This window comes from Nonomuraea sp. NPDC003201 (assembly GCF_053590415.1).
In genome coordinates this window covers 16,568-32,940 of sequence record NZ_JBSFTC010000107.1, presented here as the reverse complement: position 1 = coordinate 32,940, position 16,373 = coordinate 16,568, and the positions used below count along the sequence as shown (strand labels likewise).

Sequence of the window (16,373 nt, the reverse complement as noted above, 5' to 3'; positions counted from 1 at the left end):
GCCGCACGCGGCGGCGAGCACGGCCGCCGGGGGTTGCGCGACGCGCTCCCCCGGTTGCCCCGTGCCCTGGCGAACCGGCGCCGGCTTCCGAAGACCGTCGAGACTGCCCGCAGGTCCTTGGATATCCCATTAACGTCAACGGCTCCGGCCGACCAGTCGGCTCACGGATGACCTTGTGGAAGGTCAGACCGGAGCGGACCAACGCCGCCTTCCTGCCCTCCAAGCACCGCATCAACGGTCGACCAGCGACAACAACACTCCGCGACTGTGCCTTGGGCGATATCGAGAAAGCGTCGCCGGCTCGCGGTCGAGGGCGTACACGGCGGTGCCCGAAACGAGGAGCAGGTCTGGGTCGCCCTCGAGCGCGTGGCCGGCGGAGACGACGCACTGGGCCGTGACGCTGACCGCCGTGCTGAGCTGATCAACGGGTACGGCTGCGCGTCCTGCCACACGGTGCCCGGCGTGCGCGACGCGCAGGGCCTGGTCGGGGATCCGCTACCCGCAGGCCGTCGAACCGGGCACCGCGATACCCGACCTCGGCGTGACCGAGCAGGACGCCCTTCCACCGGCCGGATGCCGCTGCAGCACCCGCATGCGGTGCCCGAGCGCCGCAAGCCCGCCTTCAGCCGCGGGGACATCGCCGCCATCACCGCCTACGTCGCCTCGCTCGGCAGCGGGCCGCCGATCCCGACCGTGGGCAAGGGAGACCCGCGGCGGGGACGGACGCCGTACCTCGCGTCCTGCGCCTCCTGCCACTCCTCGGCGCAGTGACCCTGCCGGAGCCTCAGCACCTTGCCTTCTACGCGGTCCTTGCCTCGTTGGCGGCGTTGGGGATCGTGGAGTGGCCCGTCGTGGGCATCGTCGGCGTCGGTCATTTCCTGGCCGGCCAGCACCGCTTCCCCAGCCTGCGGCAAGCCGGAGAAGCCGCAGAATCAGCGTAAGCCGTACATGTCCTTCCGCGTCCGTCACCATGGTGGGATGGACGCGGAAGCGACATGATGACCCATGCTCCGACCGACGCCGGCAAGCAAGGTGGTGCTTCCCGGCCCGGGATCATCGCGGAAGGGCCGGTTGTCGCGTCGAGCCGGGCATCTCCCGAAAGCTCGTCCGGACACCGACGTTCTTCTTGCTTCTGGCCATCACTGAGGTGCTGATGGGCCAGGTCGTACCCACGTCCGGGAGGAGAGCGAGACGGACCGCATCCGCGATGTCCTCACCGACCGGGCGCGCTTCTGGCTAGGTGGCAGGGAGGGGACTGTCCAGCCTGGAGAACCAATCGATGGTTCTCCGCAGGCCTTCTTCCGACCCTACGACAGGTCGCCAGCCCAGCTCGGTCTCGGCCAGGCCGGTGTCGGGCCTGCGGACGCTCGGGTCGTCGACGGGCCTGTCGATGAACTCGATCGGTGACGACGAGCCCGCCAGGTTGCGGATGAGGCCGGCCAGCTCCACCATCGTCAACTCGTCGGGATTGCCGATGTTCACGGGTCCGGCGAAGTCGCTGCCAGCCATCCGCAGGATGCCGTCCACGGTGTCGTCCACGTAGCAGATGGAACGGGTCTGGCTGCCGTCGCCGGTCACCGTGATCGGCTCGCCCGCCAGGGCCTGCCTGATGAAGGTCGGGATCGCCCGGCCGTCGAAGGGCCGCATCCGGGGCCCGTAGGTGTTGAAGATGCGCACGATGCCGGTGTCGACACCGTGGGAGTTGCGATAGGCGGTGGTCAGCGATTCGGCGAAGCGTTTGGCCTCGTCGTACACGCTGCGCGGCCCGACGGGGTTCACGTTGCCCCAGTACGTCTCGCGCTGCGGATGTTCGAGCGGGTCGCCGTAGACCTCGCTGGTGGAGGCGAGCACGAACCGGGCCCGTTTCTCCTTGGCCAGGCCGAGCGCGTGCAGCGTGCCCAGGCTGCCGACCTTGAGCGTCTCGATCGGGTGCTTGAGGTAGTCGGCAGGCGAGGCGGCCGAGGCGAAGTGCAGCACCAGGTCCACCTCACCGGGCACGTGCACGAACGCGGTCAGGTCGCACTCGACGATCCGCAGCCCCGTATGGTCCAGCAGATGTTCGAGATTGCGCGGGGAGCCGGTGAGGAAGCTGTCCATGCAGACGACCTCCGCTCCCCTGTCCAGCAGCTTCTCGCACAGGTGGGAGCCGAGGAACCCGGCTCCTCCGGTCACCACGACTCGCATCGCGCCATCACCTCGATCACCTCGTCGACTCCGATCTTCAGCAGGCCGGCATCGGGCTCGCGTCCGTGCGGGTCACCGGTGCCGCCCTTCCACAGCACGATGTGCGGCCCGGCGGCGGGCGGTCCCCACAGCGCGGGAGAGACCGGCCCGAACAGCAGCACCGAGGGGGTGCGGTAGGCGGTGGCCAGGTGCCCGACCCCGGTGTCGCCGCACACCACCAGCCGGGCATCGCGTACCAGCCGGGCCAGCTGCCGCACATCCGTGCGGCCGGCCGCGACCCTGGCTCCCGTGTCGCCGGCGACGCGCTCGGCCAGCTCCCGCTCGTCCGCGCTTCCCGTGACGACCACCTCCCTCCCTCGGGCGCGCAGTGCGGCGACCACCGCCGCGTACCGGTCGGCGGGCCATCTCCTTGACGGGGCGGCCGCGCCGGGATGGACCACCACGGGCCCGCTCCTGTCGCCGCGTCCGAGGTACAGGTCGGCCGGGTCGGCCGCGATGCCGTACCACTCCAGCAGGTCGCACCACCGACGCACCTCGTGCACGTCCGCCCGCCACGGCGGGCCCTGCCCGCCGTGGGTGAGCAGCAGCCCCGGACGGGTCGCGCGCAGCGCTCGCGTGCTCTGCGGGCCGCTGCCGTGCAGGTTCACCGCCACCTCGGGCCCGCCGTACGGGACGGGGCCGGGACCCCGCACCTCGATCACCTCGTCGACGGGCAGCAGCGGTGCCAGCGCCGGCGGCCCGGCCAGGACGAGCCGGCGGGCGGGGAAGGCGCGGCGCAGCGCCCGCAGCGCCGGGACCGCCGTCAGCAGGTCACCGAGCCCGAGCCCGCGCAGCGCCAGCACGTCTAGGGCCACGAGGTTTCCGCGGACGGGCAGACGACCAGCTCGCGTACCTCGCAGCCGGGCGGCTGCGAGAGCGCGAACACCACGGTCTGCGCCACGTCCTCGGGCCGGTTGAGCTTGGCGTCAGGGCCCGGCTTGTACTGCTCGGGCCGCCCGTCGAAGAAGTGCGTCGCCATCCCCCCGGGGACCAGCATCGTGACCCCGACCTGACCGGCCAGCTCGGCGGCCAGCGCCCTGGAGAAGCCCACCACGCCGAACTTGGCCGCGCAGTAGGCCGTCGCGTCGCTCACCGCGCGCAGGCCCAGCGTCGAGGCGCAGGTCACCACCCGCCCGGAGGACTCCAGCAGGTACGGCAGGGCGGCCCGGACGATCGCGGCCGTCCCCATGAGGTTGACCTTGATCACCCGGTCCCAGTCATCGGCGGATACGTCCTCCAGCCGGCCGCAGGCGTCGATCCCCGCCGCAGTGACGACACCGTCGAGGCCACCGGCCCGCTCGGCCAGCTCCCGCACCGCGCGTTCGGCCTGGCCTCGGTCGGCCAGGTCGGCGACCGCGTGATCGAACCCGTCGGCGGCGCGCAAGTCCACCACGAGAGGCCTGCCTCCCGCCTTGGCGACCGCTTCGGCCACGGCGTGACCGAGACCCGACGCGCCGCCAGTGATCAGAATGTCTCCAAGCATCGTTCCTCCTCATGCCGCCTGCATCGCGGCGATGATCCCAGTCGTGGATCTACCGGGCACAGTGGCCAGGACGACCGTCTCCGCGCCCACTTTCCGCAGTGACGCCGCCTCCGGCAGCTCTCTCCCGGAGTAGTCGCCGCCCTTGACCCACACGTGCGGCCTGAGCCGCTCGATGGCCTGGGCGGGGGTGTCCTCATCGAAGATCATGACGGCGTCGACGCATCCCAGGGCACCGAGTATCTCGACTCTGTCCCGCTGGCCGACGACCGGCCGGTTCGGGCCTTTGAGCCGCCTGGTCGAGGCGTCGGAGTTGACGCACACGATCAGTGCGTCGCCTAGCGCTCTGGCTCTGCGCAGCAGGCTCACGTGTCCGGCGTGCAGGATGTCGAAACAACCCCCTGTGGCGATCAGCCGTCCGCCGTTGGCCCTGACCAAATCGGCGACCTCGGCGGGAGTACGCGGTCTGTCACCCATCTGCGCGCCGGCCAGCCTGATGGCCGCGGCTCCGCCACCTTCGACGAATCTGGCGGCCTCTCCGACGCCGAGGGCGACCGCATCCTCCACCGGCAGCCGGTCACGCAGTGCCAGCGCCGCCGCCGCCGCGAACCTGTCTCCCGCGCCGCACACGTCGCGGCCACCGCCGAGCACGGGCGGCGGGATCCTGCCGTGGTGGCCGCCCCCATGCGCGAACACCGCGCCATCGGCGCCGAGCGTCACCACGACCGCCTGCGCGTGCAGGGCCTTCACCAGGCGGCGGGCCGCCTCGTCCGGCCCGATGTACGGTGGCGGGCACAGGAGCCGGGCCTCGCGCTCGTTGGGGGTGACGAGCGTGCACCCTTGCAAGGGGCTCGGGCCCTTCGGATGCGGATCCCACACGATGGGCGCGTCCACCTCGCCAAGCAGGCCGAGCAGCGAGCCCGCCGTGCCTCTGCCGTAATCGGAGACCAGCACCGCGCCCGCCGTCCGGAGAACGGAGCGGACCGTGCGGGCCAGCGCGCCGTCCAGGCCGTCCGCGGTATACCCGTCTCCGGTGTCCAGACGCACCAGCGTCTGCCCGGCCACCCTGACCCGGGTTTTACAGACGGTGGAGCCGCGCAGCGGCAGGCGTACGACCCGCAGCCGGCCGTTCAGCAAGGTTTGCAACGTGCGCCCGCTATCGTCGTCGGCCAGCGCCGTGACCAGCACCACCTCCGCTCCGTCCCTGGCGGCCAGCAGCGCCGCCAGCCCCGCTCCGCCGGGTCGTGGACGTCTCGCCTCGACGTCGACAACGGGGACGGGCGCGTCCGGTGCGAGCCGTTCGGCGGTTCCCTCGATGTCGACATCCAGCAGCATGTCGCCGATGACGACCAGCGGTCCGGTCACGCGCCCGCCTCCTCGATCGCGTAGCAGAGGAGGTGGAGCATGGCCAGGTGCACCTCCTGGACGGTGGCCGTGTCCGTGGCGGGCACCGCGACCACCTCGTCGCTGATCGCTGCCAGCGGGTTTGGCGTCCTGCCCGTCATGGCCCAGGTGATCAGTCCGCACTCGCGCGCCGCCCGGGCCGCGGACAGCACGTTGCTGCTGGCGCCGCTGGTGGACAGGCACAACAGCACGTCGCCTTGGCGGCCGTGCGCGCAGACCTGCCTGGCGTAGACGGCGTCGGCGCCGAAGTCGTTGGAGATCGCCGTCACCGATGAGGTGTCCGCGTGCAGCGCGATCGCCGCGTAGGGGCGGCGTTCCCCCTTGAACCTGCCGACCAGCTCGGCCGTCAAGTGCTGGGCCTCCGCGGCCGAGCCTCCGTTTCCGCACACCAGCAGCCGTCCGCCACCGCCCAGAACGGCCGCGAGCTTGCGCCCCCACGCCTCCACGGTCGGTGCCTGATCCGCGCTCATCGACAGCGCCTCACGCAACATGGTCAGGTGCCTGTGCATGTCATCCCCCTCGCCTCGGCGCCCAGCACGGCGCGGTAGACGGCCTCGGTCTGCTCGGCCACGCGCGACCAGCCGTACCGTTGCCTGGCTCGGCGCGCCCCTGCGGCGCCGAGCTCCGTAGCCCGTTCCGGGGCATCGAGAAGGTCCTTCAGCGCCCGGGCCAGCGCCTGTGGCCGGCGCGGCGGAATCAGCACGCCGCAGCCGTCGACCGTGTCGAGATGGCCGCCCACGGCCGAGGCGATCACTGGCACGCCGCAGGCCATCGCTTCCAACGGCACCATGCCGAACGGCTCGTACCAGGGCACGGTGACGACCACGTCGGCCGAGCGCATCAGTGCGGGAACCTCGTCGTGCGGCACGCTGCCGAGGACGTTCACCCGGTCGGCCAGGCCGTAGACCTTGGCCAGGCCCGACAGTCTGCCCGCCTCGGGCTCGTCGGCGGAGCCGCCCGCGATCAGCAGCTCGGCCTCCGGCACCTTGCGGAGCGCCCGCAGCAGGGTGTCGACGCCCTTGCGCGGCACCAGCCGGCCGATGCTGAGCACCCGCGGGCGCGGGCCCTTGGCCGCTCGCGGACCTTCGGGGGTGAAGCGGCCCAGGTCCACTCCGCAGGGCACGATCGAGATGACGTGGTCGGGCACTCCCATGGCGCGCAGCTCGCCGACCTCGTCCGAGCAGGTGGCCAGCACTGCCGCCGCCGCGCGGCCGATCCGCCGCTCGGCGTCGATCCGGCATGCCGGGCTGGTGTCCGCGCTGCCTTGCCAGCGCCGCTTCACGGTGCCCAGTGCGTGGAAGGTTTGCACGACGGGACGGTGGCCCGCCGCCAGCAGCGCGGCGGTGCCGCTCATCCAGAAGTGCGCGTGCACGATGTCCGGTGCCCGCCGCGCCCAGGAACGTGCCAATTGCTCGGCGAAGGCGGGCATGTAGGTCGGCAGGTCGTCCTTCGGTATCGGCACGGCGGGCCCCGCTCGAACGTACTCGACCCGCACCCCAGCGGCCATTGGCGCGCTCTCCGGCTGGCTGGACGAGCTGCGCCGGGTGTGGACGACCACGTCGTGACCCCGCTGCGCCAGAGCCTGCGCGAGCGCGGCGACATGGACGTTCTGCCCGCCCGCGTCGACTCCGCCGATCGCGGCCAGCGGGTCGGCATGCTCGGAGACGAGATCGATCTTCATGGGATCAGTTCCCTCACTGCCTTGACGACTTGCGCGGCTGTGACTCCCGTCAGACACGGATGGCCACCGATCGGGCATATCTGCGCCCGCGTGTCCTTACACGGCCCCTCCTGGTCACCGAGCAGCACATACCGCACTCCGTACGGGGCCCAGCGCGCGGCGGGCACCACAGGGGAGAAGAGGCTGACCACCGGGGTGCCGACAGCCGCGGCCAGGTGGGCGGGGCCCGTGTTGCCCGCCACCAGCGCACAGGCGTCGCGGAGCACGCCGGCCAGCTCCGGCAGGCTGGTCAGCCCGCCGAGATCGATCGCGTGACGTCCTGCCACCCGAGCGGTCAGCGCGCGTTCGTCCGGACCACCGGTGACCACCACCGCGAAGCCCTCCTCGGCCAGCGCCTCGACCGCCTCCTGGTGGCGGGAGGGCGGCCAGGCACGGGCCGGCGCGGCGGCTCCTGGATGGACGACGACATAGCCGGGCGGGCCCACCGGGCTCGGCGGCGGCGGAGTGATGGCCAGTGCGCCGCTGTCGACCGGTTCGAAGCCCGCGGCCCTGGCCACCGCCAGCATCCGCTCCGCCTCCGGCAGGTGCCTGGTCTCGTCCACCCGCACTCTGACGTCGAGCAGCGAGCCGGGGTAGTCCTCACTGATCGCGGTGATCCTGCCAACCCCGCGCAGCCTCAGCAACAGCGCGAGCGGCAGTGCCGACTGATGGAAAGAGGTGAGGATCACCGCCTCGTCGGCGTCGGGCAGCGCGTTCATGAGACTGTCGACGTGCGCGCCCGTGACGCGCGGAGGATCGGCGTCGATCCACGGTGCCCGCCACTCGATGACGCGGTCGACACCGGGCAGGAGCTCGGCGGCGGCCCTGCCCCGCGGACCGGCCAGGAAGCTCACCTGGTCGGCGTACGCGCTGACCGCGCGAACGGCCGGACCGGCGAGCAGCACGTCACCGATGCTGTCCAGGCGAGCCACCAGGACGGCGCGACTCACCGGCGCTCCCTCAGCTCACCGCGAAGCCGGTGCAGGCAGGCGACGGGCGGGATGATCGCACTCGTGACCACCATCTTGATCATCTCGGCGGGCGTTCGCGGTCCCGGCGCGACCCGCTCCCACGCGAAACGCGCGGTGAGCGCGGCCCAGCCCGTCGCCGCGAGGAGCGCGGCCCCCTTCCCGGTGCGACCGCCGGGCCGCATGACAGCGGCGGCCAGGCCGATGGCGACGGCGGACAGCCCCAGCGCGGCCGTGACGGCATGCCTGGGCAGCAGCCCGCCCGCCCCGATCCGCGACCGCCAGCCGGGCCCGTGGATCCTGCGCATCAGCGCGTCGTCGGCGTTGCCCCGCTGGAACCGCACGCTGGCCCAGAACCCGTCGTCCCGCACCGGGTGCCGGGTCACCCGCTCCCCTTTGACCAGCCGGAAGCCGGCCGCCATCACTCTCAGCGCGAGATCGGCGTCCTCCCGGTAGGCGCGGGGGAACCGCTCGTCGAACCCGCCGACCTTCTCCAGCGCGGTCCGCCGGTAGGCCATGTCCGCGGTGATCCACTCCGCGCTCGCCAGGGCGGCCGTGTTGCGCTCCGCGTCCGTCGGCCGGCGGCCCTCCGGCAGCGGCACGTGGATCCTGCCCTGGCTGCCGCCCACGTCCTCCGGCAGCTCCGCCAGGTCCTTGATGACCGCTTCCAGCCACCCCTCGGCGGGCACCACGTCGTCGTCGAGGAAGACCACCCAGGGCGTCCGTGCCTGTCGCCAGCCCTTGTTGCGCGCCGCGGCGGGTCCTCTGCGCTCGGTGTCCGCCACCACGATCACGGGCACGTCCTTCGGAATGGCGTCGGCCAGGGAGGCCCGCCCGATCGTGGGGATCACCACCGTGATCACGCCGGCCTCCGCACCACGAACGGCCCGATCACGAGCAGGTCGACCGGCGCGGAGCCGAAGCACTCCAGCGCGTCCCCCGGCGAGTCGACCATCGGCCGTCCCGCCGTGTTGAGGCTGGTGTTGACCACGACGGGCAGCCCCGACAGCGCCTCGAACCGCTCCAGCACCCCGGCCATCAGCGGATCGCTCTCCGGCGAGACGGTCTGGATGCGGGCCGTCCCGTCCACGTGCACGACGGCGGGGATCCGTTCGCGCCACTCCGGCCGCACGTCATGGACGAACAGCATGTACGGCGAGGGCACCGGGCCCCGGCCGAAGATCTCCCTCGCCCTGGACTCCAGCACCATCGGCGCGACCGGCCGGAACTGCTCCCGGCCCTTGACGTCGTTCAGCCGCTCGGTGTTGCGGACGTGGCCGGGGTGGGCCAGCAAGGAGCGCCGGCCCAGCGCGCGCGGGCCGTACTCGCTGCGGCCCTGGAACCAGGCCACGATCTTGTCGTCGGCCAGCGCCGCCGCCACCTCGGCGGCCAGGTTCTCCGGCCGTGCGTACGGCACGCGCGCGACGTCCAGCCACGCGGCCACCTCGTCGTCGCTCCAGCAGCGCCCCAGGTCCGCGCCGCGCATGGGCGCCGCGGGCTCGCCGTGCTCCTGGGCCAGGTGCAGGGCGCCACCGAGCGCCGTGCCCGAGTCACCGGCGGCCGGCTGCACCCAGATGTCCTCGAACGGCCCCTCGGCCAGCAGCCGGGTGTTGGCCACGCAGTTGAGCGCCACCCCTCCGGCCATCGCCAGGCGCCGCGCGCCCGTCCTGCCGTGCAGCCAGCAGGCCAGGTCGAGCAGCACCTCCTCCAGCCGCGTCTGAACGCTGGCGGCCAGGTCCGCGTGGTCGGCGGTCCACCTCTCCCCGCCGCCGAGCCTCTTGGCGAAGCCGCCCCAGTCGATGGGCTCGACCCTGAAACCGCCTTCCGGCGTGGCCGTGACCAGTTCGCGCAGCACGTCGAGGTGCCGGGGCGTGCCGTAGGAGGCCAAGGCCATGACCTTGTACTCGTCGCTGGAGCGCATGAAACCCAGGTGCTCGGTGACCTCCTCGTACATCAGGCCGAGCGAGTGCGGCAGCTCCTGCGCGGCGAGCGTGGTCAGTTCGCCGTCCCGATAGTGGCCGGCCAGGTGCGAGACGGACTCGCCGCGGCCGTCGCACACCAGGACCGCGCACTCCTCGAACGGCGCCGCGAGCCCCGCCGAGGCCGCGTGCGCCACGTGGTGCGGCACGAACCGCACCTGCGCCGGGTCGAGCCCGGGCAGCGCCGTGGCCAGGAAGCTCGGGGCCCTCGTCGCGTACGTGGTGCGCAGGTCCTCCCACGGAGCGCCCGTCTCCTGCCGCACCAGCGAAGGATCGTAAGAATAGGCGACCGCGTCGAGATCCTCGGGCCGCAACCCGGCCTCGGCGAGACACCAGGCGGCGGCCTGCTCGGGCAGCTCCCAGGCCGAGAACGGAACGGGCCGCTTGCCATGCTTGCGCCGGCTGAACCGCTCCTCTTCCGCGGCGGCGACGACCTCGCCGTCCACCACGAGGGCGGCGGCGGGGTCGTGGAAGACCGCGTTGATCCCAAGGAACCTCATGGGGAATCGCTACCGAGCGCAGCGGTCGTTAAACGCAAGGTAGGAGGGGCAGCCGTCTCTCATGTTGACGCGACGGCCAGTCGCGGCCGGGCTTTTCGGACGCGACGAAATCTTGAAAGGGGGCGCGTATGAAAATCCTGGTCTGGCATGTGCACGGCTCATGGACCACCTCATTCGTCCAAGGCCGTCACACCTACCTCGTCCCTCTCACGCCTGGCCGCGACGCCGACGGCAGAGGTCGGGCGCGGACCTTCGACTGGCCCCCCTCGGTACGCGAGGTGCCCTGGGACAGGCTCGCGAACGAGCATGTCGACCTCGTCGTCTACCAGCGCCCGCACGAGATCGAGCTGGCTCGCGACTGGCTCGGCGGCTCCGTGCCCGGCATCTACGTCGAGCACAACACCCCCACGGGCGACGTGCCCGCCACCCGGCACCCGCTCGCCGGCCAGTCAGCCATTCCGCTCGTGCACGTCACCCACTTCAACGCGCTGTACTGGGACAACGGCATCGCCCCCGTCCGCGTCATCGAGCACGGTGTGATCGATCCCGGCCACCGCTACACCGGAGAGCTGCCCCGGGCCGCCGTGGTGATCAACGAACCGGTCCGGCGTACCCGCGTGGCGGGCACCGACCTGCTGGCCGCCTTCGACGTGCCGCTCGACGTGTACGGCATGAAGGCCGGAGATCTGCCGTACCCGTCGTACGACCTGCCACAGGCCGAACTGCACGCGGCCATCGCCCAGCGGCGCGCCTACCTGCACCCCTACCGGTGGACCTCGCTCGGCCTCTCGCTCATCGAAGCCATGATGATCGGCTTGCCCGTCATCGCCCTCGCTGCCACCGAGGCGATCGAGGCAGTCCCGCAGGAGGCCGGGGTGCTGTCCACCAAGCTGTCCGTGCTGGTCGAGGCACTGTCGGAGTTCGTCGGTGATCCCACCCTGGCCGGCCGGTACGGCAAGGCCGCCCGCACGGCGGCGCTCTCCCGGTACGGCATCACGAGATTCCTCGACGACTGGGATGGCGTGCTCGGCGAATGCCCGTAGTGAACCTTTCGTCCGATGCCGGTCATGGAGAAGTCATGAAAGCCTTGGACAGGCCCGTTATGTCCAAAACCCTGCGCAACATGCCGTGCACATGAGTCAGCAGTTGCTGCCGCGGCATTTCGCGCAGCTGGCGGAGATGGTCAGCGAGGAGGACGCCACCGCCTCGACGCCGTGCGGCCCCGATCCCGAGGTGCACGTCCAGGCGATCCAGAAGTACGTGGATGCCGGGTTCGACGAGGTATATGTCAGCCAGGTCGGCACGGAGCAGGACGCCTTCTTCGGGTTCTACGCCCGCGAGGTCCTGCCCCGGCTGCGATAACCGCTCATGCGGTGCTCAGCTCTTACCCCCCGTGAACAGCTCCGTTCCGCCCATGGCTCCCTCGTGACGTTCTGTCCGGCGACGGCCAGTGGCCCCAGCGGCAGCAAGTCGGCCTCCATGCGGTCGTCCTGGATCCTGTTTGCCGCGCCCATGCCGGGCAGGCGATGGAGTATGACGGTAACCAGATTTCAGGACCTGCCCCTTGCCGACCGCGATCGCGCGTGGGACGGTGACGCCGCCGACAAGCGGGTGCGTGACTGGGCTGACGCCGAGGATGAGCCGGACGCCGCATACCGCGACGCTCATATCTGGTACGACGGCGACAAGCCCGAAAATTTCACCAGTTACAAGCTGCTGATCGCCGACGTCGTCGACGGCAGGCTCAAGGCCGTGCCGCGCGCCATCATGGCCGCCGGCAACATCATGCAGGGCGCTCGTGGTGGCATCGACCTCCCCACAGATGAGGTCGGCAGGGTCAAAGCCCACCTCGCCCGGTACTACGAGAAGATGGGTGACAACCCGCCGTGGGAGCGCTGACCGATGGTGGGCAGGAGCGGATGTGAGCGAACTGCGGCACAGTGACCCCGCGGAGCCTGGAATCGTCCGGCGGCGCAAGGGACGTGGGTTCCGTTACTTTTACGTGAACGGGCAACCGGTCCGCGACCACCGTACCCTGGGCCGGATCAGAGCGTTGGTGCTGCCTCCGGCCTGGCATGACGTATGGATCTGCCGCTCAGCCGACGGCCACATCCAGGCGGTCGGCACCGACGCCGCGGGACGACGGCAATACCGCTACCACGACGCGTGGCGAGCCGAGCAGGACCGGATCAAATTCGACCGGGTGGCGAAGATGGCCGAGCGGCTGCCGCGCTTCCGCGAGCGCGTGGCTGACCACCTCACCCGGCACGACATGTCACGCGAACGGGTGCTCGCAGCGGCGGCCCGGATGCTCGACATCGGGTTCTTCCGCGTCGGCGGGGAAACCTACGACACCTTCGGCCTCGCCACACTCCGGATGGAGCACGTCACCTGTGACAAAGATCGAGTGATGTTCTCCTACCCCGCCAAGGGCGGCAAAGCGCGCGAAGTTGAACTGCGCGACGCCGACGTGTGCAAGGTGGTCATCGCCCTCCACCGCACTGGCGAGAAAGGGGACCTGCTGCGTTACCAGGCTGACGGCGCGTGGGTCGACGTACGCAGCGACGACATCAACGACTACCTGCGCAAGGTCATGGACTTCGAGGTGACGGCCAAGGATTTCCGTACCTGGCATGCCACCGTCCTGGCAGCCGTCGGCCTCGCCGTCTCCGTGAGGGCTCGGAGCAGGACCGGTCGCAGGCGAGCGGTAACCAGGGTGATACGCGAGGTCGCCGACTATCTGGACAACACACCCGCCGTCGCCCGCGCCTCATACGTGGACCCCCGCGTGATCGCGGCCTATCACCGCGGCCACACCATCAACCGTTCCCTGACCAAACTCGGCTCCGACACCGCGGAAGGCCAACTGGCCACCCACGGGACAACCGAGCAGGCAGTCCTGTCCCTCCTGCACAACCCCGCCGCGCAAGGCGGTTAGGCAGAAGCCGCCCGGGCAGACCGCGCACGCCCAATCGGTCGTAGCAGCCCTTGAGTAAAACTCTCGGGAGTTTCTCGGGGGATGGGAGTGGCTGGGAGCGGTGCCTGTCAGCGGAGGAGTGGCCACTTTCCTGATCTTCGGACGGCCGCACGGCGGCAGCGTGCCTGGCGCTGCCGGCCAAGGCGATGCTGCCGGCCGCAGCCGCGGGCATGCTATACGGAGTCCAGGACGTGCTGACCCGCGACTCGCTCGCCATCGGCGTCGTGCTGGGCGTGGCAATCCTCGGTGAACGGCTGCGCGTCGGCCGAACCCAGGGAATCCGGGTGCCCGGCTCGTGGGAGGCGACCGCAGGCCCGCCAGGCATCGATCGCCTCATGAACGAGACGGAGACGCTCACTGCCCGCACCAAGGCCGGAGAGGTCGTCCGGAGTCGTGGAAGTGCTGTCCCTCATGTCCATGGACGCGAGCATGTCACTGAGCATCCCCGTCGCGCCTGCTCTACGGCTATGTGTCGGAAAAGGATGGATGAGCTCGTTCAGGCCAACAGCTCCGGCTTGGTCCGATCGCATGCCGTGATACGCGCGCGATCAGCCGGGACCCGGAAACCCCCGTCGAGCCCTCATAACCCATCCCTAAGAACGGGGCAGCCGTGCCGAAGAGCATCCGGCGAGCAACCACGGGAGCACCTCGACGTGGCCGGAGCCCCTCGAAAACCGAGAAACCCCAGCTCAGCGTGCCGAGCTGGGGTTTCTGTGCGGTGCGCCGCCAGGGACTCGAACCCCGGACCCGCTGATTAAGAGTCAGCTGCTCTAACCAACTGAGCTAGCGGCGCTTGCAGAGAGGAATATACCGGTGATCCGCATCCTGGTCGAATCGGTAGCAGGCGGGCCTGTCGGGCGGTCAAGGCTAGAATAAAGTTCGGCCCCCGGCTCCGGCAGACAGGATCATCGATGTTCGACTCTCCCGCCGAGGTGGCGGAGCGGCTCGCCGCCGTCGACTACCTCTCCGACGACGCCATCTCCACCTCGGTGTTCCTGGCCGCGGCGCTGGGCAAGCCGCTGCTGGTCGAAGGCCCCGCGGGCGTGGGGAAGACGCAGCTGGCCAAGGCCGTGGCCCTGGCGACCGGGGCCGAGCTGATCAGGCTGCAGTGTTACGAGGGGCTCGACGAGGCCAGGGCGCTGTACGAGTGGAACTACAAGAAGCAGCTGCTCAGGATCCAGGCCACCAGCGCGGACGACGACATCTTCTCCGAGGAGTTCCTGCTGGAGCGGCCGCTGCTGAAGGCGATCAGGGCCGCCGGGCCGACCGTGCTGCTCATCGACGAGACCGACAAGGCCGACGTCGAGGTCGAAGGGCTGCTGCTGGAGCTGCTGTCGGAGTTCCAGATCACGATCCCGGAGCTGGGCACGATCGCCGCCACGCGCCGGCCGTACGTGGTGCTGACCTCCAACGCCACCCGCGAGCTGTCCGAGGCGCTCAAGCGGCGCTGCCTCTACCTGCACCTCGAATACCCCACGCCCGAGCGGGAGCGGGACATCGTGCTCAGCCAGGTGCCGGGCATCCGGGCCGACCTGGCCGAGCGGCTGGCCAGGACGGTGGCCACGCTGCGGGCGCTGGAGCTGAAGAAGGCGCCGTCGGTGGCCGAGACCGTCGACTGGGCCAACACGCTGCTGGCGCTCGGGCGGGACGACCTCGACGAGGCCACCGTGGCCGGGACGCTGGGCGTGGTGCTCAAGCACGCCTCCGACCAGGCGCGGGCGGTCAAGGAGCTGGGGTTGCCGGATGTCGCTGATCGATAGGCATGTCGGGTTCGTGCGGGCGCTGCGCGAGGCCGGGATCCCGGTGTCGGTGGCCGAGGGGCTGGACGCCGCGCACGCGCTGCGGGTGATCGAGCTGAGCGAGCGGGAGTCGCTGCGCGCCGCCTACGCGGCCACGCTGGTCAAGAAGCCCGCGTACCGGCCGGGGTTCGACGTGCTGTTCGACCTGTGGTTCCCGGCCTCGACGTCCGGCATGCGCACCGAGCGCGCCGAGCGGCCGATCGACCTGGAGACGGCCCCCGTCGACGAGCTCCGCGACCATCTGGCCCGGCTCCTGACCGGCGGCACCGACCAGGAGCTGCGCGAGTTCGCCCAGGCGATGGTGGGGCGCTTCGGCCACCAGCCGGCCGCCACCCCCGGGCGGCAGAACTGGTTCTCCTACAGCGTCATGCGCGCCCTCTCCCCCGAGACGCTGATGGCCCGCATCCTCCAGAACGTCCTGCAGGGCCAGGAGCGCGGCGGCCTGGCCGAGAAGAACGCCCGCAGGACGGTCTACGACAACACCCGGCGCTTCGAGGAGGCCGTGGCCACCGACGTGCGCCGCCGCATCGCCGAGGACTCGGGGATCGAGCGCATCGCCCGCTCCGCCGTCCGGCCCCCGCTCGACCAGATCGACTTCCTCCGCATCACCAAGGCGGATCTGGCCAGGCTGCGCCGCGAGGTCCATCCGCTGGCCAGACGCCTGGCCACCCGCCTGACGATCAAGCAGCGCAAGGGCAGGCGCGGCCGCCTCGACTTCCGCAGGACCGTGCGGGCCTCGCTGCAGAGCGGCGGCGTGCCGCTGACCACGCACTTCAGGCCGCCGCGGCCGCACAAGCCGGAGCTGGTCATCCTCTGCGACACCAGCGACTCGGTCTCGTCGTTCGCCCACTTCACGCTGTTGCTCACGTACGCGCTGAGGGAGCAGTTCACCAAGGTGCGGGCGTTCGGGTTCGTGGACACGGTGGACGAGATCACCCGGTTCTTCGTCCCCGGCGCCGACGTGGTCGAGGCCATGACCAGGCTGACGAACGAGGCCGACATGGTGCGCTTCGGGCGTACCAACTACGGGCACTCGCTGGAGGGCTTCGCCGAACGGTACGGCGACGCCATCGGGCCCAGGACCTCGCTGCTGATCCTGGGCGACGCCCGCTCCAACTACCAGCCGCCCGCCCTGGACGTGCTCAGGTCGCTCGTGGGCCGCTCGCGGCACGCGTACTGGCTCAACCCCGAGCCCGTGGCGCAGTGGGACACGGGCGACTCGGTCGCGAGCGAGTACGGCGCGGTCGTCGCCATGCACGAGTGCCGCAACGTCGCCCAGCTCACGGCCTTCATCGAGACGCTGGCCTGAAGCCTGAGGAGGCC

General features: G+C 71.0%; 16 protein-coding genes and 1 tRNA gene. 7 read left to right on the top strand and 10 right to left on the bottom strand.

The genetic code is table 11. The features are described from left to right. Positions 1-573 precede the first annotated feature (573 nt). Positions 574-771, top strand: coding sequence for a hypothetical protein (locus ACWDX9_RS31130; protein WP_449960052.1), 198 nt, complete (start codon positions 574-576; stop codon positions 769-771). Between the two features lie 465 nt (positions 772-1,236). On the opposite strand, the gene ACWDX9_RS31125 is transcribed toward ACWDX9_RS31130, so the two are convergent. From ACWDX9_RS31125 to ACWDX9_RS31085, 9 genes are read right to left on the bottom strand one after another with little or no spacing between them, the layout of a single operon-like run. Beyond that, positions 1,237-2,184: a UDP-glucuronic acid decarboxylase family protein gene (locus ACWDX9_RS31125; protein ID WP_449960050.1), complete on the bottom strand. Its 948-nt coding sequence runs from the start codon at positions 2,182-2,184 to the stop codon at positions 1,237-1,239. Beyond that, positions 2,169-3,038: a glycosyltransferase family 9 protein gene (locus ACWDX9_RS31120; protein ID WP_449960048.1), complete on the bottom strand. Its 870-nt coding sequence runs from the start codon at positions 3,036-3,038 to the stop codon at positions 2,169-2,171. Before ACWDX9_RS31120 ends, ACWDX9_RS31125 begins: the two co-directional genes overlap by 16 nt. Beyond that, the gene (locus tag ACWDX9_RS31115) at positions 3,029-3,706 is read right to left on the bottom strand and encodes an SDR family oxidoreductase (protein ID WP_449960046.1); all 678 of its coding nucleotides are present in this window, start codon (positions 3,704-3,706) and stop codon (positions 3,029-3,031) included. Before ACWDX9_RS31115 ends, ACWDX9_RS31120 begins: the two co-directional genes overlap by 10 nt. 9 nt (positions 3,707-3,715) lie before the next feature. Beyond that, on the bottom strand, positions 3,716-5,068 hold the full coding sequence (locus ACWDX9_RS31110; RefSeq protein WP_449960044.1) for a PfkB family carbohydrate kinase: 1,353 nt from the start codon (positions 5,066-5,068) through the stop codon (positions 3,716-3,718). Continuing rightward, the gene (locus ACWDX9_RS31105; RefSeq protein WP_449960042.1) at positions 5,065-5,616 is read right to left on the bottom strand and encodes a D-sedoheptulose-7-phosphate isomerase; all 552 of its coding nucleotides are present in this window, start codon (positions 5,614-5,616) and stop codon (positions 5,065-5,067) included. The genes ACWDX9_RS31110 and ACWDX9_RS31105 overlap by 4 nt, the downstream gene beginning before the upstream one ends. Further along, positions 5,601-6,788 carry a glycosyltransferase gene (locus ACWDX9_RS31100; RefSeq protein WP_449960041.1) on the bottom strand — a complete coding sequence of 396 codons (1,188 nt, stop codon included), beginning with the start codon at positions 6,786-6,788 and terminating at the stop codon, positions 5,601-5,603. The genes ACWDX9_RS31105 and ACWDX9_RS31100 overlap by 16 nt, the downstream gene beginning before the upstream one ends. Further along, positions 6,785-7,777, bottom strand: coding sequence for a glycosyltransferase family 9 protein (locus tag ACWDX9_RS31095; protein WP_449960039.1), 993 nt, complete (start codon positions 7,775-7,777; stop codon positions 6,785-6,787). Before ACWDX9_RS31095 ends, ACWDX9_RS31100 begins: the two co-directional genes overlap by 4 nt. Continuing rightward, positions 7,774-8,658 (bottom strand): glycosyltransferase family 2 protein, encoded by an 885-nt coding sequence (locus ACWDX9_RS31090; RefSeq protein WP_449960037.1) that lies wholly within the window; start codon positions 8,656-8,658, stop codon positions 7,774-7,776. Before ACWDX9_RS31090 ends, ACWDX9_RS31095 begins: the two co-directional genes overlap by 4 nt. After that, positions 8,655-10,274 carry a carbamoyltransferase family protein gene (locus ACWDX9_RS31085; protein ID WP_449960036.1) on the bottom strand — a complete coding sequence of 540 codons (1,620 nt, stop codon included), beginning with the start codon at positions 10,272-10,274 and terminating at the stop codon, positions 8,655-8,657. Before ACWDX9_RS31085 ends, ACWDX9_RS31090 begins: the two co-directional genes overlap by 4 nt. Before the next feature lie 128 nt (positions 10,275-10,402). Here ACWDX9_RS31085 and ACWDX9_RS31080 point away from each other — a divergent pair, with 128 nt between their 5' ends. The 4 genes from ACWDX9_RS31080 (at position 10,403) to ACWDX9_RS31065 (ending at position 13,212) form a co-directional block, all read left to right on the top strand. Then, a complete protein-coding gene (locus ACWDX9_RS31080) occupies positions 10,403-11,317 on the top strand; it encodes a glycosyltransferase (RefSeq protein WP_449960034.1) in 915 nt (304 codons plus the stop codon). Between the two features lie 91 nt (positions 11,318-11,408). After that, positions 11,409-11,636 carry a hypothetical protein gene (locus ACWDX9_RS31075; RefSeq protein ID WP_449960032.1) on the top strand — a complete coding sequence of 76 codons (228 nt, stop codon included), beginning with the start codon at positions 11,409-11,411 and terminating at the stop codon, positions 11,634-11,636. Between the two features lie 63 nt (positions 11,637-11,699). Continuing rightward, positions 11,700-12,173, top strand: coding sequence for a hypothetical protein (locus ACWDX9_RS31070; protein WP_449960030.1), 474 nt, complete (start codon positions 11,700-11,702; stop codon positions 12,171-12,173). A 22-nt stretch (positions 12,174-12,195) separates the two neighbouring features. Further along, a complete protein-coding gene (locus ACWDX9_RS31065) occupies positions 12,196-13,212 on the top strand; it encodes a DNA topoisomerase IB (RefSeq protein ID WP_449960028.1) in 1,017 nt (338 codons plus the stop codon). Between the two features lie 758 nt (positions 13,213-13,970). On the opposite strand, the gene ACWDX9_RS31060 is transcribed toward ACWDX9_RS31065, so the two are convergent. After that, a tRNA-Lys gene (locus ACWDX9_RS31060) sits at positions 13,971-14,044 on the bottom strand. Positions 14,045-14,162: 118 nt separating this feature from the next. On the opposite strand from ACWDX9_RS31060, the gene ACWDX9_RS31055 reads away from it, so the two are divergent. Next, positions 14,163-15,011 carry an AAA family ATPase gene (locus tag ACWDX9_RS31055; RefSeq protein WP_449960026.1) on the top strand — a complete coding sequence of 283 codons (849 nt, stop codon included), beginning with the start codon at positions 14,163-14,165 and terminating at the stop codon, positions 15,009-15,011. Next, entirely contained in the window at positions 14,995-16,359 is a 1,365-nt protein-coding gene (locus ACWDX9_RS31050) for a vWA domain-containing protein (protein WP_449960024.1), read from the top strand. Before ACWDX9_RS31055 ends, ACWDX9_RS31050 begins: the two co-directional genes overlap by 17 nt. Positions 16,360-16,373: the final 14 nt, after the last annotated feature.

Bases quoted from the DNA above. Each gene is read 5' to 3' on its own strand.
- ACWDX9_RS31100 (WP_449960041.1), bottom strand. From the start codon at position 6,788: ATGAAGATCGATCTCGTCTCCGAGCATGCCGACCCGCTGGCCGCGATC.
- ACWDX9_RS31085 (WP_449960036.1), bottom strand. From the start codon at position 10,274: ATGAGGTTCCTTGGGATCAACGCGGTCTTCCACGACCCCGCCGCCGCC.
- ACWDX9_RS31075 (WP_449960032.1), top strand. From the start codon at position 11,409: ATGAGTCAGCAGTTGCTGCCGCGGCATTTCGCGCAGCTGGCGGAGATG.
- ACWDX9_RS31105 (WP_449960042.1), bottom strand. From the start codon at position 5,616: ATGCACAGGCACCTGACCATGTTGCGTGAGGCGCTGTCGATGAGCGCG.
- ACWDX9_RS31130 (WP_449960052.1), top strand. From the start codon at position 574: ATGCCGCTGCAGCACCCGCATGCGGTGCCCGAGCGCCGCAAGCCCGCC.
- ACWDX9_RS31115 (WP_449960046.1), bottom strand. From the start codon at position 3,706: ATGCTTGGAGACATTCTGATCACTGGCGGCGCGTCGGGTCTCGGTCAC.
- ACWDX9_RS31055 (WP_449960026.1), top strand. From the start codon at position 14,163: ATGTTCGACTCTCCCGCCGAGGTGGCGGAGCGGCTCGCCGCCGTCGAC.
- ACWDX9_RS31050 (WP_449960024.1), top strand. From the start codon at position 14,995: ATGTCGCTGATCGATAGGCATGTCGGGTTCGTGCGGGCGCTGCGCGAG.
- ACWDX9_RS31080 (WP_449960034.1), top strand. From the start codon at position 10,403: ATGAAAATCCTGGTCTGGCATGTGCACGGCTCATGGACCACCTCATTC.
- ACWDX9_RS31125 (WP_449960050.1), bottom strand. From the start codon at position 2,184: ATGCGAGTCGTGGTGACCGGAGGAGCCGGGTTCCTCGGCTCCCACCTG.